The sequence below is a fragment of the Microvirga pakistanensis genome, assembly GCF_004458765.1.
GTDB classification, from domain to species: Bacteria; Pseudomonadota; Alphaproteobacteria; order Rhizobiales; family Beijerinckiaceae; genus Microvirga; species Microvirga pakistanensis.
The window spans coordinates 245566-269330 of the sequence record NZ_SPJX01000012.1 but is presented as its reverse complement, the minus strand read 5'-3'; the positions used below and the strand labels follow the sequence as shown (position 1 = coordinate 269330).

Below are 23765 nucleotides of genomic sequence, written 5' to 3'. Positions count from 1 at the left end.
CATGGCAAAGCGGACCACCCATGGGGTGATCCGCTGTCGAAGGCAATGCCCCGAAGAGCAGAACCATTCAAGCCTATTTCTTGGTGATGGCCTTCGCGATCTGGTCCACGCTGGCCTGCAGGGCCGTCAAGCCACCGCCGACCAGATACCAGTTCACCGGATCGAGGTAGACGACCTGCTTGTTCTTCCAAGCTTTGGTCTGGGCTACGAGGTCGTTGTCCAGCACCTTCTTGGCCGCGTCGCTGCCGCGGCCCGTCGCCGCATCCCTGTCGATCACGAAGAGCCAGTCCGGATTCGTCTTGAGGATGAACTCGGCATTCACGGCTTGTCCGTGGTTCGTCGTAGCCAGCCCCTCGACGGCCGGCACGATTCCGAACTCCGTGTGCAGCAGTCCGAAGCGCGAGCCGGGTCCATAGGCGCTCATTTTACCGCCGGTGGTGAGGACGAGAAGGCCCTTGCCGGCTTTCGCGGCTTCCTGCCGAAGGGAGGTGATCGACTGATCGAGCCTGGCGATCTGCGTGTCCGCCTCGGCCTGCTTGTCGAAGATCTTGGCGAGAAGCTGAACGTTGCGCTTGACGCTGCCGACATAGTCCTTCGGGTCGACCGTCATGTCGATCGTGGGAGCGATCTTCGACAATTCCTCGTACTTGGCGCTGGAGCGGCCTCCGACGATGATCAGGTCCGGCCCGGCGGCATTCACGGCCTCATAGTTCGGCTCGAACAAGGTGCCGACCTTCTCGTACTGATCCGAGCCGTACTTCGCGAGATACTCGGGAAAACGGGCCGCCGGGACGCCCGAGACCTCGACCCCTAGCGCGTTCAGCGTGTCCAGGGATGCGAGATCGAAGGCGAGCACCTTCTTCGGCTTCAAGGGAACCGCCGTTTCACCTTTGGTGTGCTGGACCTTCAGATCCTGCGCCTGCACGCCCGTGGTCAAAACACCGAACGTGAGAGCTCCCGCAAGGATTGTGGCAAGGACGTGTGGTAGACGGGCAGAGACATTGATCATGACATGGTTCTCCAGAAATAGGGTCAGGCAATGGTGCATGGGGCGTCAGTCATCGACATGGTCGTGGCCGCCGATGCGCCCCGGGCGCCAGTAGCCCTCCGATGAAATTTGATCGCGGGTGAGCCCTCGCGCGATGAGGGTGTGCCGTTGACGGCGGACGTTGCTCGTCTCGCCGATGAGGTAAGCGTGGCCTTTGCCGGGTGGCAGGACAAAGTCCTGTATCACACCGTTCATGAGCCCGCTCGGACCGGCCGGTGCGCCATTGCGATGCATCCAGCGCACGGAGGCATCGGCCTTTGTTTCCAGCGCGATCTCACCATTCCTGTCGCTTGTCTCGATGAACACAAAGGCTTTGGTGCCGGCCGGCATGGTCTCAAGGATGTGGGCGATAGCCGGGATGCAGGTTTCATCCCCGGTCAGCAGATGCCAGTCCGCATCGGGGCGCAAAACGGTGCCGCCGCGCGGGCCCCTGACTTTGATGATATCGCCGCGTGCGACGCGCCGCGCCCAGGTAGGCGCCGGCGTGTCGCCATGGAGCAGAAAGTCGACGCTGATCGTTCCTTGAATGCGGTCCTGGCTGCGGATCGTATAATCTCTCCGCCCCGTCCCGCCGTCCGGGAGAGGAATCATCATGACGATGGCCTGCCCCGGCTTGTAGTCGAATTCGTGGATGTCATCCGCAGTCAGAACGACCCGTCGCATGCCAGGCGGTACATCGAAGCTGTCGACGACATGAAGATTCCAGCTCCGCAGCGGAGGGCGCTGCCGCGGCTTCTCGTGAGTGTCTGGTTTGCTGTCTGCAGCCATGCCTGTTCCCGTTGACGTCACTGAGGCCAGATGTGAGCGGGAAGGCATTGCCTCCCGCATGGATCAGAAGGTGGCCGACATGCTCACCCAAAGACGCCGTCCTTCGACGACTGTGTTGTAGTCGGTGGGTTCGACTTCCTTGTCGAAAACGTTGTAGAGGGCCGCATTCAGAGTGAGCTGTTCCGTGAAATCGTAGGACAGGCCGACATCCATGGTGGCGTAGGCGTCGTACTTGCGTCCGGCCATGCCGTTGATGATCACCGGCGTTCCATTGGTGCCGATGCGGGCGCCGCCCACGATCTCGGATCCGTGATAGTTCGCCGACACCCATGTCGCCAAACCGGCAACAGGCGTGATCCAGTCCACGCGAGCATTGGCGATGTGCCTGGGGGTGCGGGCGAGGGGAAAGCCGGCGTATTCACCTGTCCGCTGCTCGGAATCCGTGAAGGTGTAGCTGCCGCGAAGGGAGATTGTATCCGTCGCCCGCCAGGTGGCTGCCAGTTCGACGCCTTGGATGACTGCATCGTCGATGTTGTAGCTGTACCAGAGACGGTAGTTCGGATCCTCGGACCAGCGCACCGGGTTGCCGGCATCGTCCAGCACCAGCGCGTTGCTGATCTTGTCCCGGAAATCCGTGTGGAAATACGTTGCGCTGGCGGTGAAGCCGTTGAGATTGTCCCACACGGCGCCGATTTCATAGCTCGTGCTGGTTTCCGCCTGCAGGTCCGGATTGGCGAGAATGACGCCGCAGGTTCCGTTGGGGCCGTAACTGCAGCCTCCGCCGCCCGTCGTATAGGCATAGCCTGGCGCGATCTGGCGGATTTCAGGTGCGCGGAAGCCAGTGGAAACGCCGCCCTTCAGGGTGAGATTGTCGGTGGCGTGCCACACGGCGTAGCTGCGCGGGCTGTAGTGGGCGCCATAGATCTCGTGATGATCCATGCGCAGGCCGTTCGTGATCGAGAACGTGTCGGTCAGGCGCCACTCGTCCTCGGCGAAGAGCGCCCATTGGTTGATCTCGAAGCGCTCCTCGAGTCCGGTGCGTCGGCCGGGATTTTGATCCCTCAGCATGGCGTTGAACCATTGACCTCCCGTCACCAGGGTATGGGAGCCGAAGAACTCGAACGGCGTCGTGAACTTGCCGTCGACGACCGTGTTCCTGATCTCGGGCGATCGGGAGTTCTTGTCGAAGGCGGAGGTCAGCGGATTTTCCGTGTAGCTCCTCCGCTCGGCCCATTCCTGCATGATGGAGAAGTTCGACGTCGTCGGGCCCCACCGGCCCTCATGGCTCAGCGACCAGTACTTGCGGTCGTTGAGGTTGTAGGTGTCATTGGCGGTTTCCTCGAGTGTTCCCCACTTCGACGCATTCCGGCGGATGCGGGTGTAGCCGCTTTCCAGCATCAGGTCGTGGTTCGCGGTGGGCGTGAAGGTCAGGCGTCCTCCCACATTGCCTTCGCGTGCCCCGGTGATGCCGCTCAGGAGTTCGTCCTCATCGCGGCCGAACCCGCGGCCCCAGAGCTGAAGTCCCAGCATCCGGTGGATCAGCGGCCCGCTCGTGTAGAAGGTGCCCTGGGCGGAATGGCCGAATTCATCATGCTGCTGGAGCGTGCCTTCCGTCGTAACCGTCCCGCTCCAGGTGTCGGACACTTTCCTGGTGATGATGTTGATCACGCCGCCCATGGCATCCGAACCGTAGAGCGACGACATCGGGCCGCGGACCACCTCGATGCGATCAATGGCCGCGACGGGAGGAATGAAGCTCTGCTCGAAGCCCGAATTGCCGTTGGTGCGGGAATCGCGGGTGCTCTGGCGCTTTCCATCGACGAGGATCAGCGTGTAGCTGCCCGGAAGGCCCCGGATGAGGATGTCCTTCTCGTTCGCGACGCCCGACACCGTGACCCCCTGGACCTCCTTCAGGGCGTCCGTCAGGTCGCGGAAGGCGCCCTTCTTGAGGTCCTCACGGGTGATGACCGAGATGCTCGCCGGAGCATCCTTGACGTTCTGCTCGAAACCTGCGGCCGTGACCACGACCTGATCGAGGGCGATCACGTCGCCTCCCGCCGCGTCGGGGTCTTCGCCCGCCGTCTGGGCCATGGCGGTCGGACCGGCGAAGAAGGCAGCCGACAGGCCGGTGCAAGCCAGGAGAGCGAGCATCCGGCCCGCGTTGCTCCGCGCCGCGACTCCGGTGCCGACATCCCGCTGAATCGACGCGTCAAATCCCATCATGTGCCCCCAACTCATGAGAAACCAAGCGATGGGAGCTAGTAGGTTCTGCGGAAGAAGAGGGTCAACGGCTATGTTTGAGAGTCATTCTGAGTTCAGGAAATCGCAATTTATAATGTCTCTAAGGTGTTCCTGCCTGGCTTGAAAGACTTGCCTGAATAGGGAATAGGCAGGGAACCCTGAACAACAGACAGATAATTGTCCGATGCCTGCGGCTCGGCTGTGAAACAGAGTTATCTTGGATCCTGCATCACAAGAACCCGGCCTGAAACTTGGGCGCCTTCGTCTCCTCTTGGCGCTGGATGCATTGCTCGTGGAGGGAAGCGTCAACCGCGCCGCCGAGCGGCTCGGGATGAGCACGCCTGCGATGAGCAGGCTCCTCGGCCAGATCCGGGAGGCTTATGACGATCCGATTTTCATCCGCTCGTCCCGGCGCCTGATCCCGACACCTTTTGCAGAATCCATGCGCCAGCGATTGCGGGCTCTGGCCGCGGAGGCCGAGGCGCTGTCCCGGCCGCAAGACAAGGCACCAGTCGGCACGACCGCGGATCCCTCCTCCTGGTCCGGATCTCCGGTCATTGATGCCGCACCCTTGACCGCTCGTCCGAGCATCCTCCTCGAGGGCGAGCCTCCGCCGGAGGCATTCGCGCGCAAGCTCGCATCTCTCGGCAAGGCGGAGGACACGCGCAAACGGCTGGCCAAGCACATCGCGACGATCGGAGCCGGCATCGGCCACAGCCGCCCGTTGACTGCCGGCGAGGCGGAGGATGCGTTCTCCATCATTCTCCAGGGCGAGGCGGATCCCGTACAGATCGGAGCGCTCCTGTCCGTGATGAACTTCAGGGGAGAAACGGCAGCCGAATTGGCCGGCCTGGTTCGCGCGGCCCGCTCCCACCTGGGGGCTTCGGATTGCGAAATGTCTCGCATCGACCTGGATTGGCCGGCCTATATCTCCCCGAAATCCCGCAGGATGCCCTGGTTCCTTCAGGCGGCATTGTTGCTGGCGCAGGCAGGCCACAGGATTCTCATTCACGGCTTGGATGGCGGCGACGGGACCAGGGGCAAGCTCGTATCTGCGGCGGGTGCAATCGGTATCCCGACCTGCGCGAGCCTCGCGTCCGCCACGGAAGCGATCGATGCGCAGGGGATTGCCTATCTGCCGGTCGCCGCGATGTCCTCGCAGCTGCACCGCCTGCACATGCTCTATGGATTGTTCGAGACGCGCTCGCCGGTGAACTCGCTGATGCCGCTGCTCAACCCTCTCGACGCGCCTGCGATCGTAATGGGCGTCGTGCGTCCGGCTTACCGCGAACTGCATTGCGATGCCGGGGCGCTTCTCGGATGCAATAACCTGGCCGTCATGGGAGCCAGCCGGGATGCCGCCGAGGCCACGCCATTTCGTTCGAGCACGCTCCTCCGGCTGGTCGGCGGACATGCGGAGAGCCTTTTCCTGCCGGCCTCGCCGGAGCCGATGTCCTACCCGCTGACGGGAATGACGAGCCTCGAGTACTGGCAGGGTGTTTGGAACGGAACCGTTCGCGACGAGCGTGCGACGGACATCATCGCCGCCACTGCGTCCATAGCCCTCCTCACGCTGACCGGCGCCGATGCGGATCGTCTTGAGGAATGCCGAACGGTCGCCAGGAAGCTTTGGGAAAGACGGAGGAAAGACGTGTCGCAAAGTACCCATTCCTGCCGGGATGAGGCTGCCCTATGAAATCGATCCTCCTGTCGTGGCAGCTTTGGGCAGCCCTTTCCGCAGCATTCGCCGCATTGACGGCCATCTTCGCTAAGGTCGGAATCGAGAACGTCAATTCGGATTTCGCGACTTTCATCCGCACGATCGTCATTCTGTGCGCTCTCGGGGCGATCCTGATCGGGACTGGACAATGGCAGCCCCTCGACACGATTTCGGGGCGCAGCTACCTGTTTCTCGTGCTCTCCGGCCTCGCCACGGGCGCCTCGTGGATCTGCTACTTCCGGGCGCTCAAGCTCGGCGATGCGGCACGGGTCGCCCCCATCGACAAAATGAGCGTTGTCCTCGTCGCACTCTTCGGCGTCGCCTTCCTCGGCGAACGGCTGTCCCTGCCGAACTGGCTCGGCGTCGCTTTCATCGCCGCCGGTGCGGTTCTCGTGGCCTACAGGGGTTGAGCGATGGTTATCGCAGAGAGCCCCTATAGGTGCGTGCGAGGCCTGGGCGCTCTGCGCTTCACGCAGGAATAGCGGACGAGGCCTCTGAGGCAGCCAAACATTGCTCTCGCTGGAATATCGTACCGGCTTTATAGGAATGTATGGCCATCTTCCCCGCTGGCTGTTTCTTCCAGCTCGGGTGAGTCCCTTCTGCGATCCTGGTCAGGCCGATTGGTGCTCAGACAAGTAAAGAGCCGTAGGGGTGAAGTGTCCCGATTCGATATTGGGGCAGCCGGCAACTTAATGTAGTTTACTGACAGTAGCCGACCTTGACGACCAGGCTATGACCGACTCCTTATAGTCGAAATTGCAGTGCATGGTAGACGTTCTAAACGGGGAGACGAGGCCGTTGCGCTTCGGATTCCTTATATTGCCGGGCTTTTCTCTCATGGCTCTGAGCGCAGCGAGCGAGCCCTTGCGTGCGGCCAACAGGCTTGCGGGCCGCAGTCTCTATGAGTGGCATCTGATCAGCGCGACGGGAGAGCCGGTCCAGTCAAGCAGTGGTTTCCGCCTCCAGCCTGATGGCGGGCTCGATCATCCGGCGACCTTCGATGCGGTGATCGTGGTGGCCAGCCTCAACGTGGCGGATTTCCATGAGGCGCCCGTATTCCGCTGGCTGCGCCAGCAGGAGCGCGCGGGCAGTGAGATTGGGGCTGTGAGCACCGCAAGCCTCTTGCTCGCCCGCGCGGGCCTTTTGAAGGGTTACAAGTTCACGATCCATTGGGAAATGGCCCAGGACCTCATGGAGGAATTCCCGGACCTGAAGCCCAGCCGCACCTTGTTCGTGATCGACCGCAAGCGCTTCACCTGCGGCGGCGGCATCGCGGGGCTCGACATGATGCTCACCTTTATCGCGCGCCAGTTCGGCTCGACGCTGGCCGCGGGTGTCGCCGAGCAGTTTCTCTATACGCATATCCGCTCGGCGGATGACAGTCAGAGAATCGATGTTGTCGGCCGCTACGGCACCACGAGCCCAGCCCTGGTGACAGCCCTGACCCTGATGGAGCAGTCCATCGAGCAACCACTCGAGATCAGGCATATCGCTGTCCGATCAGGCGTTACGGAAAGGCAATTGGAGCGGCTTTTCGCTAGCCATCTGGGGGCAACACCGGGGCGATTCTACATGAACCTGAGGCTCCGCGAGGCGAAACGCCTTTTATCCGAAACCGACACGCCCCTGACGGAGGTTGCATTGCGCTGCGGCTTCACCAGCCCATCGCATTTCGGCCGCTGCTTTCGTCAGGCTTTCCAGCAGACACCTCGGCAGTCGCGTCAATAAATGGCGGTTATAGGACATCAGATGTCGTTTATGGAATAGTTCCAGGCGTGGAAGTGTGCGAGGGTTGAAGGTCTAGAGCGCAGACAATGCGCCGGGGACTTTAGGATGGAAACTCTGGCTTTCATGCGCGACAACGCGCAGACGATCCTGTTTTTGACAGGGCAGCACGTATCGATCGTCGGCTTGGCCGTGGGGCTCGCCATCATCACAGGCGTGCCGATCGGCATTGCCATCACCCAGAACAAGAAGGCGGCGGACATCGTTCTCTACATCGCCGCCATCGTGATGACGATCCCGTCCATCGCCCTGTTCGGCATGCTGATTCCGGTGCTGTCGCTGATCGGGCAGGGCATCGGCTACCTGCCCGCCATGATCGCGGTGCTGCTCTATTCCCAGCTTCCCATCATCCGCAACACCTATACGGCCATCAACAATGTCGACCCTGCCTTGCGCGAGGCCGCCCGGGGCATGGGCATGACGGCACTCGAACGGTTGTGGAAGGTGGAGCTTCCCATCGCGGTGCCGGTCATCATGGCGGGCGTGCGGGTGGCGGTCGTCATCAATATCGGCGTTACCGCCATCGCCACCTATATCGGTGCGGGTGGTCTCGGTTCGCTCATCAGCCGAGGCATCTCGCAGACCGACAGCCGCCAGCTCGTCGCGGGCGCATTGTGCGTGAGCCTTCTCGCCATCGCCGCCGACTACGTCCTGTTGTGGATTCAACGCCAGCTCACCCCAGCCGGCCTGCGTGCGTGAGCCGAGGATTCCCCATGATCAAGCTTGAAGATCTCACCAAGACATTCGGCTCCGTCATCGCGGCGGACCGGATCAACATGGAGGTTCCGGAAGGAGAGATCTGCATTCTCCTCGGGCCTTCCGGCTGCGGCAAGACCACGACACTCAAGATGGTCAACCGGCTGATCGAGAAAACCTCGGGAAAGATCCTCGTCGGCGGGCGAGACACGGACAATATGGACCCGGTCGAGGTGCGTCGCGGCATGGGTTACGTGATCCAGCAGATCGGCCTCTTTCCCAACATGACGGTGGAAGAAAACATCTGCGTCGTGCCGCGCCTGCTGAAGTGGGACGATGCAAAGGCCAAGCGCCGTGCTGCCGAGCTTCTGGAGCTCGTGGCCCTCGATCCGTCGGTCTTCCTCAAACGCTTCCCGCGCGAGCTCTCGGGCGGCCAGCAGCAGCGTGTAGGCGTAGCACGGGCACTCGCGGCCGATCCGCCGGTCATGATCATGGACGAGCCCTTTGGGGCCATTGACCCGATCAACCGCGAGATCATCCAGGACGAGTTCCTGCGCATGCAGAAGACCTTGCGCAAGACCATCCTCTTCGTCAGCCATGACATCGACGAGGCGGTGAAGATGGGCGACAAGATCGCCATCTTCCGCGCGGGCAAGCTGGAGCAATACGACACACCCGATACGATCCTCGCGCATCCGGCCAACAGCTTCATCGCCGATTTCGTGGGTGCCGATCGCACCCTCAAGCGCCTGAGGCTCGTGACGGTCGCCGAGGCCCAGAATGGCGCAGTGGGCACGGTCTCCCTCACGGACGATCTCAGCCGCGCCTACGCGATCCTGCGCGAGGGCCACCTCGACACTATTGTGGTGCTCGACCCGCAGGGCTTGCCCGTGGGCTGGGTTCATGCGGAGGATGCGGTCGGCATCGGGCCGGTCTCATCGAGAATGCGGCCCTTGCCCGCGACAATCCGCACCGATGCGGACCTGCGCACCGCCGTGGCAATGATGTTCACCCACGACGTCACATGGCTTACCTGCATCAATGCTGACGGACGCTTCGGCGGCTGCATCACGCAGGCCGGAATCACCCGTCGTCTTGGTGATACTTATCGCAGCCGGAGCGCCTCTGCACCCATGCCGCAGGGAGCTGTCGCGTGACCAAGGAAGCCGGAGCCGCCATCGCCATCGGGCGCCTGTCGAAGATTGCGCTTCCTGTGCGTGGGTTCGTCATTCTGAGCGCCATCGGGGTGGCCGTCGCGGCGGCCTATGCCATGGGGCTTCTCAAGGATATTATCCGGCGCTGGGACGACATCACCTTCCTGTCGGTGCAGCATATGGAGCTGGCCGCCATCTCTGGCGGCATGGCCGTGGTGGTCGGCGTATTGCTGGGCATCGCGTTGAGCCGAAAGCGATTCCGCGCCTTCGCGGAGGCTGTGATGCAGGCGCTCAATATCGGCACCACGATTCCGACGCTCGCCGTGCTCGCCCTCTCCATGAGCATCCTCGGCATCGGCGCGCCGCCTGCGATTTTCGCGCTCTGGCTCATGACGCTGCTGCCCATCGTGCGCAACACCTATATCGGTCTGCTCGAGGTGCCGGCTCATCTCATCGAGGCCGCGACCGGCATGGGCATGAAGCCCGCCGAGATCCTGTGGCGGGTCGAGCTGCCGAACGCACTTTACGTCATCTTCGCCGGGATCCGTACGGCCGTCACCGTCAATGTCGGCACGGTGCCGCTCGCCTTTCTGATCGGAGGTGGTGGACTGGGCGAACTGATCTTTACCGGCATCGACCTCAGCGAGCCCGGCATGATGCTGGCCGGTGCCATTCCCACGGCGATCCTCGCCGTGATCACGGACTTCGTCATCGCTCTCGTCACGCGCGCCGTGGTGCCGCGCGGCGTGATGCCGGAGACATAACAAGGCACGGGGCAGTCCCGGCCAAATGGGAGGACACAACCATGAATTTCATCAACCGTCGCCTCGTTCTGGCAACAGCGGCCTTCGCCGCCATGGGCCTCGGCTCGGCTCTCGCGCAGACGCCTGTTGTCGTGGGAGGCAAGAACTTCACCGAACAGCAGCTGATGGCCGAAATGACGTCTCAGCTCCTGAACGCGAAGGGCTTCAAGGCCGATAAGCGCGCAGGCATGGGTAGCGCCGTGCTGCGCCAGGCGCAGGAGAACGGCCAGGTCGACGTGTATTGGGAATATACCGGCACCTCGCTCATCACCTACAACAAGATCAGCGACAAGCTCTCGCCGGAGGAAACCTATAAGCGCGTGAAGGATCTGGACGAGAAGAAGGGTCTCGTCTGGCTCAATCCGTCCCGCGCCAACAATACCTACGCCCTCGTGATGAACCGCGATGCGGCCGAGAAGAGCGGCATCAAGTCGATTACCGATCTCGCCGGCAAGGTCGCGGGCGGCAATAAGCTGACATTTGCCAGCAATGCGGAATTCGCCGAGCGTCCGGACGGACTGAAACCCCTGGAGGAGGCCTACAAGTTCGAGTTCGGTCGCGCGAACGTCAAGCGCATGGATTCCGGTCTCACCTATTCGGCTCTCAAGGAGCGTCAAGTCGATGTGGCGCTCGCCTTCGCCACCGATGGGCGCATCCCGGCCTTCAACTTCGTCGTGCTCAAGGACGACAAGAACTTTTTCCCTTCCTATGCACTCACCCCGGTCGTCCGCAAGCAGACGCTCGATGCGAGCCCGAAGCTCGCCGAGCTGTTGAACGGTCTCTCCGCCAAGCTCGACGATGATACGATGGCGAAGCTCAATGCCAGCGTCGATGTGGAAAAGAAATCGGTTGAGGAGGTTTCCATGAACTTCCTGAAATCCAACGGTCTCATCTAACGCCGTCGGCCGAAGCCATGGCTTCGGCCTCTTCCCTCACGCTTGGTCCTGCAATGAGAATCCTCAAACTTGCCGCAGCGCAAATCGAGACGCCCCTCGGTGATCTCGACGCTAATCTTCGCAAGCATCTCGACGTGATTGCCGAGGCGCGTGCGGCAGGTGCGCAGGTGCTTGTATTTCCGGAGCTTTCCCTTGTTGGACATTCAGGCGGGCGTGAGGCAACGCGCTTGGCATTGAGGATGGATCATCCGGCTTTACGCGAGCTGAGCCGCGCAAGCGGACCGATGCTGACCATCGTTGGAGGCGTTGAGGAGGCTGCGGGTGCCTTGTTCTTCAACAGCGCTTTCGGACTAACGGGTGAGAGGGTTGCCTTCGTTTACCGGAAGATCAACCTTGCGACCTATGGCCGTCTTGAGGACGGCAAATTTTATGGAACGGGAACGAGCATCTCGCTTCACCCGATCGGAATGGAGTGGCATGCATCCGTGATGATCTGCGCCGATCTGTGGAATCCGGGTCTTGTTCATTGGGCCGCGCTGAGCGGCACCAACCTGCTGCTCGCCCCGATCAGCTCTGCCCGGGAGGCGGTCGGCGATGAGTTCGACAATAGGGAAGGATGGGCGATCAATGCCCGCTTCCACGCTATGACCTATGGCTTTCCCCTTGTTCTTGCCAACCGCGTCGGGCGGGAAGGTGAACTTACCTTCTGGGGCGGCTCCCGCATTCTCGGTCCGGCAGGGAACACGCTCGCTCAAGCCGAGGACAGAGAAGCACTGATCGTGACAGATATCGATTACGAAGCCGTGCGCCAGGCACGCTTTCTCCTGCCTACCGTGCGCGATGGAGCCGCCACCCTGCTTGCCCGCGCCTTTACCCGCCTTGCCGAGGGCACGCCGTCATGAGTCGTGTGCAGGATTTCATCCTCGATGAGGAAGATAGGCGGTTTCGTGCGGAGATACGCGATTTTCTGGCGCGTGAACTCGCGCCGCGTGCTGCGGCCATCGAGGACGATGACAGCTGGGATGCGGTGAAGGCCGTGGTGCATGCACTCGGCAAAGCGGGTTACCTGAAACTCATGTTCCGCGACCTCTATCGCGGGTGGCTCACGAAGCCAGGGTTGACGCACGCGACCATCCTCTCCGAGGAGGCGGCCGCCATCAATTATGCGTTTGAGACCACCATCGGCACTGCTTTGAGTTGTGCCTATCCGCTACACCGCTATGCGAAGGACGAGATTCGCGAGCGTTATCTCGGCGATATCATTGCCGGGCGCACGGTCGGGGCCATCGGCGTCACGGAGCCGTCCGCCGGCTCAGACACATCCCGCCTGCAGACACGGATCACGTTCGACGAAGCGCGGCAGGAATGGGTGCTGAACGGCCTCAAGCGCTACATCTCCAATGCCAGCGTGGCCGATGTCTACATCATGTACGGGATCACCGATCCCGGTGCACCTCCCGGCAAAGGCCTATCTGCCATCGTCGTGCCGGCAGGCAGGCCGGGCTTGAGCTTTCCGAGACGCTACACTTTCATGGGCCGCCGGGGCTGTGTGGTCGGCGAGGTGGAGATGCGTGACGTGCGCGTGCCGCGCGACCACATCCTCGGAGAGCCCGGACAAGGCACGCGCATCATGGTGAGCATGTTCAATTTCGAGCGCACGATCCTCGGCGGAACCGGCGTCGGCGTTTCCCGCTCCGCCTTCAAGATCGCCCAGGATCACGCCCAGACCCGGGAGGTTTTCGGGCAGAAGCTCGGGGCGAAGCAGCTCATCTGGAGCACCATTGCCGAAATGAGCTGGCGCATCGATGCGGCGGAGCTCCTGACCTATAGAGCCGCCAAGCTGTACGATGCCGGCATCACGGGTAAGGAGCTGGCCAAGCCTGCCGCGATGGCGAAGCTCGTCGCCACTGAAACCGCTGTTTACTGCGCCGACAAGGCGGTTCAGATTCTCGGCGGCGACGGCATCACCAAGGAATATGGCCGAGCCGAGCAGCTTTACCGCGATGCGCGTGCTCTACCCATCGTCGGCGGAACCTCCGACATGGCACGCTACCTCATCGCCTCCACTGACCTGCCCACCTTGAAGCCTAATCTTTGAAGCTGTGTCCCATGTTGACGATCACGAGCCTCCTTCTGCAGAGCGTTGAAAAATATCCGAGCCGCACCGCTCTGGTCCACAATGAGCGGCGCTGGACGTACGAGGCCTGGTATGCACGAATCCTACGCTTTGCCGGCGCTCTCGCCGAAATGGGCGTGAGACCGACGGATCGCGTTGCCTTCTATCTCAATACATCGGAAGCATCGGCCACAACGTTCTTTGCTTGTCAGCTTCTCGGTGCCGTGGCCGTGCCGATGAATTTCCGTCTGGCCTCGGGCGAGGCCGCCTACATCCTGCGCGATTCCGGAGCACGAGTGCTGGTCTATGGCCGCAGCCTCCAGGACAATGTGCTGCGCATTGCCGAGAATGTCCCCAGCGTTCATGCCTATATCGCCTATGGTGGTGACATTGCCGAATTGCCAGCCGGGCATTTCGACTTCGAGATCCTGGCCGAGCAGCATTCACCGTCCGACATGCACCCGGCGGTCCTGCCTGAGCATCTCTCCGCTCTCGTCTACACATCCGGTACGACGGGTAAGCCCAAGGGCGTCATGCATACCCATGCCAACGATGTGGCAATCGCGCAGAACTGCACGATGGAATATAAATTGTCTCATCGAGATATCGCTCTCCACATCGCGCCCCTTTATCATGTCGGCGGCATGCAGGCTTATTTCACACCTCACATGATGGTGGGCGGTACGAACGTGATCATGGAGCGCTATGAGGCGCTGGCGACGCTCGAAGCCATTGATTCCGAGCGCATCACGACGCTTTTTGCCGTGCCAACCCAGATCCAGGAGATGCTGTTTCACCCCCGCTTCAACCTTTACGACGTGTCATCGCTGCGCATGATCACGACGGGCGGAGCGGCTATTGCCAGCACGACCATGCAGCAGGTGATCGAACGATTCTGTCCCAACATTTATAACGGCTACGGCATGACCGAGGCGAGCCTCACGCTTCTTCTGCATCCCGAGGATGCGCTGAGCCATCTCGGCTCCTGCGGCAAGCCAACTCTCATTACCAATTGCCGCATCGTCCGTATCGGCCAGGACGATGATTACGATCCCGAGGACATGGTTGCTGACGACGAGGTGGGGCAACTGCTCGTGCGCGGCCCGCAGATGATGGCTGGCTACTGGAACAAGCCGGCGGAGACGGCGAAGAAGCTGCAAGATGGCTGGCTCATGACCGGCGATCTGTTCAGTCGCGACAAGGATGGGTTCTACACCTTCCGAGGGCGCGCCGACGACATGATCGTTTCAGGCGGAGAGAACATCTATCCCCGTGAGGTCGAGGATGTGCTCTACCGCTGCCCCGGTGTGCAGGAAGCTGCCGTCGTCGGATTGGCCGATCCCAAATGGGGCAGCATCGTCACCGCTTTCATCGTGAAAGGCTCTCCCGACCTGACCGTTGACGTGATCGATCAGCACTGCCGCACCAGTCACGATCTTGCCCCGTTCAAGCGCCCCAAGCGCATCATCTTCATCGATGCGCTTCCTCTCAATCCCAGCGGCAAGGTTCTCAAACGCGAACTCATCGCCGCCTACTCGCAGAAAGCTGCCTGATGAGCGCCGTGCTCTACAACCAGCAGGGTCATGTGGTGACCATGATCCTGAACAAGCCTGAGAGCCGCAACCTCGTCACGGATGCCGACATCCTGGCCGGCATTAACGAGGCCTGCGACCGTGCTGCGGACGATCTGTCGGTACGCTGCGTCATTGTCACGGGTGCAGGGCAGACTTTCTCCGGTGGCGGCAACCTCAAGGAGATGAGGGACCGCGCCGGGAGTTTCGCCGGATCGCCTGGGGAGCTGCGGGACCGGTACAGGGCCGGAATTCAGAAAACCATCGCCAAGCTCTACAACCTCGAGGTTCCAACCATCGCTGCGGTCAATGGGCCCGCCTATGGCGCCGGATTTGACATCACCTGCGCCTGCGACATCCGCATCGCCGCCGAGAGCGCCGTCTTCGCCGAGAATTTCGTCAAAGTTGGCATCATCTCCGGCGATGGCGGCTCATGGCTCTTGCCACGCGCCATCGGGCTCAGCCGGGCGGCCGAGATGACTTTCACCGGCGAGCCTATCGATGCATCGACAGCTTTAGCCTGGGGGCTCGTCTCGAAGGTGGCGCCTGATGAGGAGCTTATGAATGAAGCGGTTAAGACAGCAGGCCGGATCGCGGTGAACCCACCCCGCCACCTGCGCATGTCGAAGCGACTCCTGCGTGAATCCCAGAATAGCCGGTTCGACATGCTGCTTGAAATGGCCGCGGGCATGCAGGGCATATGCCATCACACCAAGGATCACGAAGAAGCCATTCGCGCGATCTTCGAAAGGCGGTCTCCAAATTTTGTGGGGGAGTAGGATCGTTCGAGGTTTAAGCTCATGTAAGGACATCCTGCTGGAAGGGTACCCTCACCTCACCTGGTTCTAGGAACCAAGTTCTTGGTCTGCAGCAGGACCGGCTTCGAAAGCCGATCTGAGGCTATTCGCGGGCTCCGTCTCTCAGAGCCTCCCTGATGCGCCGGATGATGACTCCCTTCGCGTTCCGGTCACGGCCAACGTCGAGGAAAACTATGACGAGAGCCGCACGATCGGGAAACGTCTCTCGGGGGGTCTTGCCATATTCGGCGGCAGTTGACCGTGTCTCATCGTATTTGGGTTCGGACTAGGAGCCTGGATCCTCGTCAATGCCCTGCGCGGCCCGGAGACCCTCGATTCCTATCCTTACATCCTGCTCAACCTCATGGTGTCTTGCCTCGCGGCCGTTCAGGCTCCAGTCATCATGATGAGCCAGAGGCGTCAGGAGGCGAAGGACCGGTTGCGCTCCCTCAACGACTATCAGGTCAACCTGAAGGCGGAGTTCGGAATCCGGTTTCATGTCGAAGACCAAAGCAATAAGACGCGGTTCAAAGCAGCGCTCATTGAGCAAGGCTACGAGGCTTGCTGTTACCATTCGCCGTATGCAGATCCGGCGCAAAAGGGCAGAGGCGGCAGAAGAAGCGACAAGGGAAACGAAGGTCCAATCGCAACATGGAACGGCGCTTGCTCACCGCGAAAAGACTGCGCGGTTGGCATCTGCCCAGATTAGAGCAGGCGAGAGGGCGCCTAGGATTGACGGCGCTCTGAACCCTATACAGCCATCTTCGACCAGAACCTCAGCTTAAAGGTTGAGAGAGGATCAAAATGGAGAAGGGCCTTGGCGGCCGGCAAATAGATAAGCAAGTTCAGTTGGTTAGGCCTGAATTATGGCGGAGAGGGGGAGATTCGAACTCCCGATACGGTTGCCCGTATGCCGCATTTCGAGTGCGGTGCATTCAACCACTCTGCCACCTCTCCGGGGTGCGAAGGCGTTCAAGCCCGCTGGTTGAGGCGGGGTGGATATCATGGGCTTGGCGGCTCTTCAAGCACCTCAGTGGATGTTTTTTCGGGGTTTTTGGTTGACAAAGCCGGTGACAATCCGTAGGTAGGCGTCCTCTATGAGCGGGTACGAGTGCCTGCTCGTATCCATGCGGCTGTGCTAAGCGGCCGTGAAACGAAGCCGGAACTGCCAAAAAGCCAATCCTGCGGGCCAAGAGCCTCGTTGAGATTTGGGTTTGAACACGAGGATCAAGATGTTCGCAGTGATCAAGACCGGCGGCAAGCAATATCGCGTTGCCGCCAACGACGTCATCACCGTCGCCACGCTCGCGGGCGAGCCGGGCACCGCCGTTACGTTCGACCAGGTTCTGATGGTCACCAACGACGGCAACACCCAGGTGGGCGCCCCCCTCATCCAGGGCGTGACCGTGGCAGGCGAAGTGGTGGAGCATACCCGCGGCGAGAAGGTCATTTCCTTCAAGAAGCGCCGCCGCCAGAATTCGCGCCGCAAGCGCGGGCATCGCCAGGACTACACCGTGGTGCGGATCACCGAGATCCGCGCATAAGGTGAGGCGAGAGCCGGTCAGCGGCTTAAGGTAGGTAGAACACAAGGCTGCGGCCGAAGAGGCTGCGCCGGCTCCGCCGAAAGGCAGGGCACAGCTAAGAAACACGGGAGTTACCCATGGCTCACAAAAAAGCAGGCGGTTCGTCTCGCAACGGTCGCGATTCGGCAGGCCGTCGTCTCGGTGTCAAGAAGTTCGGCGATCAACAGGTCATCGCCGGCAACATCATCATTCGTCAGCGCGGCACGAAATGGCATGCGGGTGCGAATGTCGGCATGGGCAAAGATCACACGCTCTTTGCTACGGCCGATGGCCGCGTCCGATTCCTTACGCGTCAAGGCCGAGCTTTCGTATCGGTCGTACCGGCCCAAGAGGCCGCAGAGTAAACGGCGAGAGCAAAACGAAGGAGCTCCCGCCGGCATCACACCGACCCGGCGGATCAAAAGCTCCAAATGGCCCCTCAAGGCCAAGCTCAGATCCAAAACCAACAGGGGAGGTGGGATGTCCACCTCCCCTTCGTGTTTTCCGGGCCAGGGAGGCCCAATTCGGATCGGAGCAAGACCATGTTTCCCGACCTCACCCGTGACGATGTTTTCCGTCTCGAGACCCGCCGCCTGTGGCTGCGTTGGCCTCGCCTTGCGGATGCCCAAGCCGTCGTACGCCTTGCCGGTGAGAAAACTGTCGCGGACATGACGGCCCGAATTCCGCATCCGTACCATCCGGAACAGGCCGAGAGGTTCATCTTCGAGGCCCGGCGGTGCAATGCCCATGGCGACGGCCTGCAGCTGGCAATCACGCCCAAGGGCAAGCCGAACAGCCTCATCGGCATGGTCGGCATCACCGCCGATCCCGAAACCGGCAAGCCCAATCTGGGCTACTGGCTCGGCATCCCCTTTTGGGGGCAGGGCTATGCCACCGAGGCGGTCCGAGCCCTGATCGACGCCTTCTTCGCCTATACCGACGGCGGCGAGGTCACGGCCTGCGCCCGGGTGATCAACCCGGCCTCCCGCCGTGTGCTGGAGAAGTGCGGTTTCGCCTATCAGGGCGCGGGTCTCTCGGAGCTGCCGGCCAGGTGCGGCCTCTATCCGGTCGACCATTTCCGCCTCGACCGGCGGACCTGGGAGAGCCTGAAGGCCTGGGGCCACACAGGGTTCGTCCCCGAGGCCGCCGCCCTCGAGATGGAGCTGGATTCCTCCATATCGCTGGCGAGCTAAAGCATCGATCCCAAAACTGGACTTGCACTTTTGGGATCGAACCGATGCTTCTTCTTAGGTTACGAGCGTCGTTTGTCGCGGACCCTGAGGGCCGCACGATGCTCGAGGCCTCCAGGCCGAAAGCCGGATCCGGCTCTCCGTGCCTGGTGATGCTCCTGGCGGCAACTCCAAGAACCGGGGCGCTCCCGAAACCATTCGGGGGCGCTTCTCTTTTGCTTGCATCGCTCACGTTGTGCGTTGCTCATCTGTGCGTTGCTCATGGGCATGTTGTCCCGTAAAGGATGCGGGTTATGAAATTTCTCGACCAAGCCAAGATCTATATTCGTTCGGGCAATGGCGGCGCAGGCGCCGTGTCGTTCCGCCGTGAAAAGTTCATCGAGTTCGGCGGGCCGGACGGCGGCGACGGCGGCCGCGGCGGCGACGTATGGGCGGAATGCGTGGAGGGGCTCAACACCCTCATCGACTACCGTTATCAGCAGCACTTCAAGGCCAAGACCGGCGGTCACGGCATGGGCAAGAACCGGGCGGGCGCCAAGGGGGCCGACGTAGTGCTCAAAGTCCCCGCCGGCACCGAGATTCTGGAGGAAGACGGCGAGACCGTCATCGCCGACATGACCCATGTGGGCCAGCGGGTGCTGCTCGCCAAGGGCGGCAACGGCGGCTTCGGCAACGCCTATTTCACCACCTCGACCAACCGGGCGCCGCGACGGGCCAATCCGGGCCAGGAGGGCCAGGAGCGCACCATCATCCTGCGCCTGAAGCTGATCGCCGATGCGGGCCTCGTGGGCCTGCCCAATGCGGGCAAGTCGACCTTCCTTGCCGCCGTCACGTCGGCCAAGCCCAAGATCGCCGATTACCCGTTCACCACCCTTCATCCGGGGCTCGGCGTCGTGCGCGTCCACGGACGCGAATTCGTGCTGGCCGATATTCCGGGCCTCATCGAGGGCGCATCGGAAGGTGTCGGCCTGGGCGACCGTTTCTTGAGCCACGTGGAGCGCTGCCGCGTGCTGCTGCATCTGGTCGAGGGCACGAGCGAGAACGCCGGCGAGGCCTACAAGACCGTGCGCCACGAGATCGAAGCTTATGGCCACGGCCTTGCCGACAAGCCCGAAATCGTCGCCCTCTCGAAGGCGGATGCGTTGGACGAAGAAACCCTCCAAGAGCAGCTCAAGGCGTTGAAGAAGGCCTGCAAGCGCACGCCTCTCGTGATCTCCTCCGCATCGGGACTGGGCGTGCAGGACGTCCTGCAGGCGTTGCTCACGGTCATCGACGAGGCCAAGGCGGAGGAGGAGACGGTCCAGACCCAGGAAGAGTGGCATCCGTGAGCCCCCAGATCAGCCAGTTCCGCCGCGTCGTTCTGAAGGTCGGCTCCGCGCTCCTGGTGGACCGGGCCCGCGGACGGCTGAACCATGCATGGCTCGCGGCCCTCGCCGAGGACATCGCCGATCTCCACGCGAAGGGCGCGGATGTGCTCGTGGTCTCCTCCGGCGCGATCGCGATGGGGCGCACGGTTCTGGGGTTTCCCTCCGGTCCCCTGAAGCTCGAGGAAAGCCAAGCGGCCGCCGCCGTCGGCCAGATCGCCCTCGCACGCACCTGGTCGGAGGTGCTCGCTCACCATGGGATTACGGCGGGCCAGATCCTGGTGACGCTCTCCGACACGGAGGAGCGGCGGCGCTATCTCAATGCGCGTGCGACGACCCTGAAGCTTCTCGAATTGCGCGCCGTGCCGGTGATCAACGAGAACGACACGGTGGCGACCTCCGAGATCCGCTACGGCGACAACGATCGTCTGGCGGCGCGTGTCGCCACCATGATCGGCGCGGATCTCCTCGTGCTTTTCTCCGACATCGACGGGCTCTATACGGCGCCGCCCGCATCCGATCCGCAGGCCCGGCATATTCCCGTCGTCCAGCGCATCACGCCGGAGATCGAGGCGATGGCGGGAGGAGCTGCTTCCGAACTGTCCCGCGGCGGCATGCGTACCAAGGTGGAGGCCGGCAAGATCGCCACCTCCGGCGGCACGCATATGATCATTGCCGACGGGCGCGCGAAGAACCCGCTGAGGCGCGTGGTCGAGGGGGAGCGCTGCACCTGGTTCCTCACGCCGTCCAATCCCGCGACCGCGCGAAAGACATGGATCGCCGGTGCGCTCGAGCCGCGCGGCACGATCGTGGTCGACGAGGGCGCAGCCCGCGCGTTGCAGGGCGGCGCAAGCCTTCTTCCCGTCGGCGTGCGCCGGATCGAGGGCACGTTCCATCGGGGCGATGCGGTGACGATCCGCGACGAGAGCCGCGTTCTCGGGCGCGGTCTCGTGGCCTACGATGCCGAGGAGGCCTCGCGCATCATCGGCCGTCCGAGCCGTGAGATCGAAGCGATCCTCGGCTATCCCGGACGCGCCGAGATGATTCACCGGGACGACATGGCGCTGAGCGACTGATCCTCGTCCAGGATCCTCAACAAGGTTTGTGCGTCGCCGGGTGCGGCGCTTTTGATGTCGTTGTCGAAATAGACGTAGACGTCCCGTCCCTGCCGATGCCACTCCGCGATCCGACGGGACCAATCGCGCAAGGTTTCTTCGCTGTAGCTGCCCGCATAGCGCCCGTCGGTGCCATGGGCGCGCACATAGACGAAATCAGCCGTGGTCACCCATGGAGCGGGAGCATCGGCGTGGTCGGACAGACAGAGCGCCGCGTTGTGATCGCGCAGGATGCGGAACGTGGCTTCCTCGTACCAGCTCGGGTGGCGAAATTCGAAAGCGACGCGCCGGTTCCGCCGCACGAGCGACAGGCATCGCGCCACCCGCTCGCGGGTCTCCTCGCTGGCCCTGAAGACAGGTGGCATCTGGAACAGGACGGGCCCGAAAGCCTCGCCCAGGCCCTCCATGCGGCCGAACACGAGCTCGATGCTCTCCTCGATGTCTTTGAGCTTTTTCATATGCGTGATGAAACGCGAGGCCTTCCAGGCGAAGAGAAACCCGTCCGGCACGCTCTCCCGCCATGCCCTGACGGCTTGTTCCGTGGGCAGCCGGTAGAAGGAATTGTTGATCTCCGCCGTATCGAAGCGCTTCACGTAGTAGGACAGGAATTCCTTGATCTTTGATTCTTGCGGGTAGAAAGGTCCGTGCCACGACTTATAGTGCCAGCCGGAGGTTCCCACCCGGATCTCGGGGTTCGTCGGGTCGGGCCGCATCGAGCGGCTTGGTCCTGGCGCGGCCCGGCGTGCTATGGATCGGGGACGGGAGGTTTCCCTCCGGACGTCGGAGGGGCGGGACTTGGACATGGATGACACGCGAGCCTTGAGCGAAAATTCGACCATCGACCATCTCAACGCGCCAGGTGCGACATCGGTCGGAAATCCCGGTGTCGCGGCGCTGATGGCCGATCTGGGCCGCCGCGCCCGCCGCGCCGCCCGGGGCGTCGCCCTGGCCTCGGCTGAGCAGAAGAATGCGGCCCTGCACGCCATGGCTGCCGCGATCCGTGCGCGAGCCGCCTCGATCCTTTCAGCCAATGCCGAGGATCTCGCCGAGGCCGAAGCCAAGGGACAGACCCCGGCCTTCATCGACCGTCTGAGGCTCGACTCCGGGCGCCTGGAAGCCATCGCTGCGGCGGTGGAGAGCGTGGCGGCCCTGCCGGATCCGGTCGGGCGCGTGCTGGCCCGCTTCGAGCGTCCCAACGGATTGCGGATCGAGCGCGTGGCAACGCCGCTTGGCGTGATCGGCGTGATTTTCGAGAGCCGCCCGAACGTCACGGCGGATGCCGGCGCCCTGTGCCTCAAGGCCGGCAATGCCGCGATCCTGCGGACGGGATCCGAAAGCTTCCGCTCTGCGCTCGCCATCGCGGACGCCATGAGCCAGGGCCTGGAGCAGGCGGGGCTTCCCGCGGATGCGATCCGTCTTGTTCCCACCCGGGAGCGTGCCGCCGTCGGGGCGATGCTGTCGGGACTCGACGGCAACCTCGACGTCATCGTGCCGCGCGGGGGCAAGAGCCTCGTGGGGCGCGTGCAGGAAGAGGCGCGGGTGCCGGTCTTCGCGCATCTCGAAGGCATCTGCCACGTGTTCGTGCACGAGAAAGCCGATCTGGAGATGGCCAAGGCCATCGTGCTGAACGCCAAGATGCGCCGCACCGGCGTCTGCGGTTCGACGGAGACCCTCCTGGTGGATGGCGCCTGCGCGAAGACGCATCTGGAGCCGCTGGTGCTCATGCTGCTGGAGGCGGGTTGCGCCGTGCGCGGCGACAGGGCCGTCCAGGCGGTTGATCCGCGCGTCACGCCCGCCACGGAGGAGGATTGGCGCACGGAGTATCTCGACGCGATCATCTCCGTGCGCGTCGTAAACGGCCTGGACGATGCCATCGCGCATATCGAGACCTACGGCTCGCACCATACCGACTCCATCGTGACCGATGACGATGCGGCCGCGCAGCGCTTCCTCCGGGAGGTGGATTCGGCCATCGTGCTGCACAACGCCTCCACCCAGTTCGCCGATGGCGGCGAGTTCGGGTTCGGAGCCGAGATCGGCATCGCCACGGGGCGCATGCATGCGCGGGGTCCCGTCGGCGTGGAGCAGCTGACCTCGTTCAAGTATCGCATCCACGGTTCGGGTCAGACGCGTCCGTGAGCTCTCCGCCCTCCCGTTTCCGTCTTGCGCCCACCGGCCTCGCCCGTCTCCCGCTGGCGACGCCCGGCATGAGGATCGGGCTCTATGGCGGCTCCTTCAATCCGGCCCATGCCGGGCACCGCCATGTGAGCCTCATGGCGCTCAAGCGGCTGCGGCTCGACCGGATCTGGTGGATCGTCACGCCCGGCAATCCCCTGAAGGATACGGGCGAGCTCGCCTCCACCGACATGCGCATGGTCCAGGCCAGGGACATCGCCGACGATCCCCGCATCGACGTGACCGCCTTCGAGCGCGAGATCGGAGCCCGCTACACGGTCGATACCCTGGCCTACCTCAAGCGGCGCTTTCCAGGGGTGCGATTCGTGTGGGTCATGGGGGCGGACAATCTGGCGGGCTTCGATCGCTGGCGCGGCTGGCGGCAGATCGCCCGCATGATGCCGATCGCCGTCATCGACCGCCCGGGCTGGACCTTGAAGGCGGCGCGCTCCCGCACCGCGACGGCCTTCTCGCGCCGTCGCATCCCAGAGGACAGGGCCTCCGCGCTGGCGGATCTCGGGCCGCCGGCCTGGGTCTTCCTGCATGGGCCGCGCTCGCACCTGTCCTCCACCATGCTGCGGCAAATGAGGCGAACTTCTCCTTCCGGGGGACGTTGAAATATTGGGGCATCCGATCTTATCTTAGGACACGGCGCTCCGCACGAGCGCTGCTTAGAAAGGGCTTGAACCTGAACCGACTGAACTCTCTCGAAGCGGACACGAACACGCTTCCCCCTCTCTCCGGAGCGACTGCTCCGCAGGATG

General features: G+C 62.7%; 23 protein-coding genes and 1 tRNA gene. 19 read left to right on the top strand and 5 right to left on the bottom strand.

All coding sequences use genetic code 11. The features are described from left to right. Window positions 1-73 precede the first annotated feature (73 nt). The 3 genes from E4K09_RS01325 to E4K09_RS01315 all read right to left on the bottom strand — a co-directional run bounded on the left by E4K09_RS01325 (window position 74) and on the right by E4K09_RS01315 (window position 3967). Window positions 74-1009 (bottom strand): siderophore ABC transporter substrate-binding protein, encoded by a 936-nt coding sequence (locus tag E4K09_RS01325; RefSeq protein ID WP_134494490.1) that lies wholly within the window; start codon window positions 1007-1009, stop codon window positions 74-76. A 45-nt stretch (window positions 1010-1054) separates the two neighbouring features. Next, window positions 1055-1816, bottom strand: coding sequence for a siderophore-interacting protein (locus E4K09_RS01320; protein ID WP_134494488.1), 762 nt, complete (start codon window positions 1814-1816; stop codon window positions 1055-1057). A 63-nt stretch (window positions 1817-1879) separates the two neighbouring features. Then, the gene (locus E4K09_RS01315; RefSeq protein WP_134494577.1) at window positions 1880-3967 is read right to left on the bottom strand and encodes a TonB-dependent receptor domain-containing protein; all 2088 of its coding nucleotides are present in this window, start codon (window positions 3965-3967) and stop codon (window positions 1880-1882) included. Window positions 3968-4274: 307 nt separating this feature from the next. Here E4K09_RS01315 and E4K09_RS01310 point away from each other — a divergent pair, with 307 nt between their 5' ends. From E4K09_RS01310 to E4K09_RS29960, 12 genes are all read left to right on the top strand, one after another. Then, entirely contained in the window at window positions 4275-5753 is a 1479-nt protein-coding gene (locus tag E4K09_RS01310; RefSeq protein WP_342211323.1) for a glycosyl transferase family protein, read from the top strand. Then, on the top strand, window positions 5750-6187 hold the full coding sequence (locus E4K09_RS01305) for an EamA family transporter (RefSeq protein WP_134494484.1): 438 nt from the start codon (window positions 5750-5752) through the stop codon (window positions 6185-6187). The genes E4K09_RS01310 and E4K09_RS01305 overlap by 4 nt, the downstream gene beginning before the upstream one ends. Before the next feature lie 427 nt (window positions 6188-6614). After that, window positions 6615-7505 (top strand): GlxA family transcriptional regulator, encoded by an 891-nt coding sequence (locus E4K09_RS01300; RefSeq protein ID WP_166802090.1) that lies wholly within the window; start codon window positions 6615-6617, stop codon window positions 7503-7505. 105 nt (window positions 7506-7610) lie between these two features. Further along, complete coding sequence (locus tag E4K09_RS01295) at window positions 7611-8261, top strand: ABC transporter permease (RefSeq protein WP_134494480.1); 651 nt, start codon at window positions 7611-7613, stop codon at window positions 8259-8261. 14 nt (window positions 8262-8275) lie between these two features. Beyond that, on the top strand, window positions 8276-9415 hold the full coding sequence (locus E4K09_RS01290; RefSeq protein WP_134494478.1) for an ABC transporter ATP-binding protein: 1140 nt from the start codon (window positions 8276-8278) through the stop codon (window positions 9413-9415). Further along, complete coding sequence (locus E4K09_RS01285; protein WP_244610301.1) at window positions 9412-10176, top strand: ABC transporter permease; 765 nt, start codon at window positions 9412-9414, stop codon at window positions 10174-10176. The genes E4K09_RS01290 and E4K09_RS01285 overlap by 4 nt, the downstream gene beginning before the upstream one ends. A gap of 41 nt (window positions 10177-10217) precedes the next feature. Further along, on the top strand, window positions 10218-11111 hold the full coding sequence (locus E4K09_RS01280; protein ID WP_134494476.1) for a glycine betaine ABC transporter substrate-binding protein: 894 nt from the start codon (window positions 10218-10220) through the stop codon (window positions 11109-11111). A gap of 53 nt (window positions 11112-11164) precedes the next feature. Then, window positions 11165-12013 (top strand): nitrilase-related carbon-nitrogen hydrolase, encoded by an 849-nt coding sequence (locus E4K09_RS01275; RefSeq protein ID WP_134494474.1) that lies wholly within the window; start codon window positions 11165-11167, stop codon window positions 12011-12013. Next, window positions 12010-13209 (top strand): acyl-CoA dehydrogenase family protein, encoded by a 1200-nt coding sequence (locus E4K09_RS01270; protein ID WP_204985669.1) that lies wholly within the window; start codon window positions 12010-12012, stop codon window positions 13207-13209. The genes E4K09_RS01275 and E4K09_RS01270 overlap by 4 nt, the downstream gene beginning before the upstream one ends. An 11-nt stretch (window positions 13210-13220) precedes the next feature. Then, window positions 13221-14780 carry a class I adenylate-forming enzyme family protein gene (locus E4K09_RS01265; RefSeq protein WP_134494472.1) on the top strand — a complete coding sequence of 520 codons (1560 nt, stop codon included), beginning with the start codon at window positions 13221-13223 and terminating at the stop codon, window positions 14778-14780. Then, window positions 14780-15577, top strand: a complete 798-nt coding sequence (locus tag E4K09_RS01260; protein WP_204985668.1) for a crotonase/enoyl-CoA hydratase family protein — start codon at window positions 14780-14782, stop codon at window positions 15575-15577. The genes E4K09_RS01265 and E4K09_RS01260 overlap by 1 nt, the downstream gene beginning before the upstream one ends. Before the next feature lie 286 nt (window positions 15578-15863). Continuing rightward, window positions 15864-16304 (top strand): DUF1003 domain-containing protein, encoded by a 441-nt coding sequence (locus tag E4K09_RS29960; protein ID WP_166802098.1) that lies wholly within the window; start codon window positions 15864-15866, stop codon window positions 16302-16304. A gap of 158 nt (window positions 16305-16462) precedes the next feature. Here the strand turns inward: E4K09_RS29960 and E4K09_RS01250 are convergent. Next, window positions 16463-16552: transfer RNA gene (locus E4K09_RS01250), tRNA-Ser, on the bottom strand. Between the two features lie 275 nt (window positions 16553-16827). Here E4K09_RS01250 and rplU point away from each other — a divergent pair. The 5 genes from rplU (at window position 16828) to proB (ending at window position 20787) form a co-directional block, all read left to right on the top strand. Further along, entirely contained in the window at window positions 16828-17139 is a 312-nt protein-coding gene (gene rplU / locus E4K09_RS01245) for a 50S ribosomal protein L21 (protein ID WP_134494468.1), read from the top strand. Window positions 17140-17255: 116 nt separating this feature from the next. After that, window positions 17256-17522: a 50S ribosomal protein L27 gene (gene rpmA, locus E4K09_RS01240; protein WP_134494466.1), complete on the top strand. Its 267-nt coding sequence runs from the start codon at window positions 17256-17258 to the stop codon at window positions 17520-17522. Between the two features lie 177 nt (window positions 17523-17699). Then, window positions 17700-18350 carry a GNAT family N-acetyltransferase gene (locus E4K09_RS01235; RefSeq protein ID WP_134494464.1) on the top strand — a complete coding sequence of 217 codons (651 nt, stop codon included), beginning with the start codon at window positions 17700-17702 and terminating at the stop codon, window positions 18348-18350. 290 nt (window positions 18351-18640) lie between these two features. Then, the gene (gene obgE, locus E4K09_RS01230; RefSeq protein WP_134494462.1) at window positions 18641-19675 is read left to right on the top strand and encodes a GTPase ObgE; all 1035 of its coding nucleotides are present in this window, start codon (window positions 18641-18643) and stop codon (window positions 19673-19675) included. Next, window positions 19672-20787 (top strand): glutamate 5-kinase, encoded by a 1116-nt coding sequence (proB, locus tag E4K09_RS01225; RefSeq protein WP_134494460.1) that lies wholly within the window; start codon window positions 19672-19674, stop codon window positions 20785-20787. The genes obgE and proB overlap by 4 nt, the downstream gene beginning before the upstream one ends. Here proB and E4K09_RS01220 read toward each other — a convergent pair. Next, a complete protein-coding gene (locus E4K09_RS01220; RefSeq protein WP_244610300.1) occupies window positions 20757-21539 on the bottom strand; it encodes a DUF72 domain-containing protein in 783 nt (260 codons plus the stop codon). The genes proB and E4K09_RS01220 overlap by 31 nt on opposite strands. Before the next feature lie 184 nt (window positions 21540-21723). Here E4K09_RS01220 and E4K09_RS01215 point away from each other — a divergent pair, with 184 nt between their 5' ends. Together E4K09_RS01215 and E4K09_RS01210 are read left to right on the top strand one after the other, a co-directional pair. Next, window positions 21724-22965 (top strand): glutamate-5-semialdehyde dehydrogenase, encoded by a 1242-nt coding sequence (locus E4K09_RS01215; protein WP_244610310.1) that lies wholly within the window; start codon window positions 21724-21726, stop codon window positions 22963-22965. Continuing rightward, entirely contained in the window at window positions 22962-23618 is a 657-nt protein-coding gene (locus E4K09_RS01210; RefSeq protein ID WP_134494454.1) for a nicotinate-nucleotide adenylyltransferase, read from the top strand. The genes E4K09_RS01215 and E4K09_RS01210 overlap by 4 nt, the downstream gene beginning before the upstream one ends. Window positions 23619-23765 lie beyond the last annotated feature (147 nt).

Excerpts from the sequence above, each read along its gene's own strand:
- E4K09_RS01290 (WP_134494478.1), top strand. The coding sequence starts at position 8,276 with ATGATCAAGCTTGAAGATCTCACCAAGACATTCGGCTCCGTCATCGCG.
- E4K09_RS01280 (WP_134494476.1), top strand. The coding sequence starts at position 10,218 with ATGAATTTCATCAACCGTCGCCTCGTTCTGGCAACAGCGGCCTTCGCC.
- E4K09_RS01325 (WP_134494490.1), bottom strand. The coding sequence starts at position 1,009 with ATGATCAATGTCTCTGCCCGTCTACCACACGTCCTTGCCACAATCCTT.
- E4K09_RS01295 (WP_134494480.1), top strand. The coding sequence starts at position 7,611 with ATGGAAACTCTGGCTTTCATGCGCGACAACGCGCAGACGATCCTGTTT.
- E4K09_RS01260 (WP_204985668.1), top strand. The coding sequence starts at position 14,780 with ATGAGCGCCGTGCTCTACAACCAGCAGGGTCATGTGGTGACCATGATC.
- rplU (WP_134494468.1), top strand. The coding sequence starts at position 16,828 with ATGTTCGCAGTGATCAAGACCGGCGGCAAGCAATATCGCGTTGCCGCC.
- E4K09_RS01270 (WP_204985669.1), top strand. The coding sequence starts at position 12,010 with ATGAGTCGTGTGCAGGATTTCATCCTCGATGAGGAAGATAGGCGGTTT.
- obgE (WP_134494462.1), top strand. The coding sequence starts at position 18,641 with ATGAAATTTCTCGACCAAGCCAAGATCTATATTCGTTCGGGCAATGGC.
- E4K09_RS01235 (WP_134494464.1), top strand. The coding sequence starts at position 17,700 with ATGTTTCCCGACCTCACCCGTGACGATGTTTTCCGTCTCGAGACCCGC.
- rpmA (WP_134494466.1), top strand. The coding sequence starts at position 17,256 with ATGGCTCACAAAAAAGCAGGCGGTTCGTCTCGCAACGGTCGCGATTCG.
- E4K09_RS01305 (WP_134494484.1), top strand. The coding sequence starts at position 5,750 with ATGAAATCGATCCTCCTGTCGTGGCAGCTTTGGGCAGCCCTTTCCGCA.
- E4K09_RS01320 (WP_134494488.1), bottom strand. The coding sequence starts at position 1,816 with ATGGCTGCAGACAGCAAACCAGACACTCACGAGAAGCCGCGGCAGCGC.
- E4K09_RS01265 (WP_134494472.1), top strand. The coding sequence starts at position 13,221 with ATGTTGACGATCACGAGCCTCCTTCTGCAGAGCGTTGAAAAATATCCG.
- E4K09_RS01315 (WP_134494577.1), bottom strand. The coding sequence starts at position 3,967 with ATGCTCGCTCTCCTGGCTTGCACCGGCCTGTCGGCTGCCTTCTTCGCC.
- E4K09_RS01275 (WP_134494474.1), top strand. The coding sequence starts at position 11,165 with ATGAGAATCCTCAAACTTGCCGCAGCGCAAATCGAGACGCCCCTCGGT.
- E4K09_RS01300 (WP_166802090.1), top strand. The coding sequence starts at position 6,615 with ATGGCTCTGAGCGCAGCGAGCGAGCCCTTGCGTGCGGCCAACAGGCTT.
- E4K09_RS01215 (WP_244610310.1), top strand. The coding sequence starts at position 21,724 with ATGGCCGATCTGGGCCGCCGCGCCCGCCGCGCCGCCCGGGGCGTCGCC.
- E4K09_RS01220 (WP_244610300.1), bottom strand. The coding sequence starts at position 21,539 with ATGCGGCCCGACCCGACGAACCCCGAGATCCGGGTGGGAACCTCCGGC.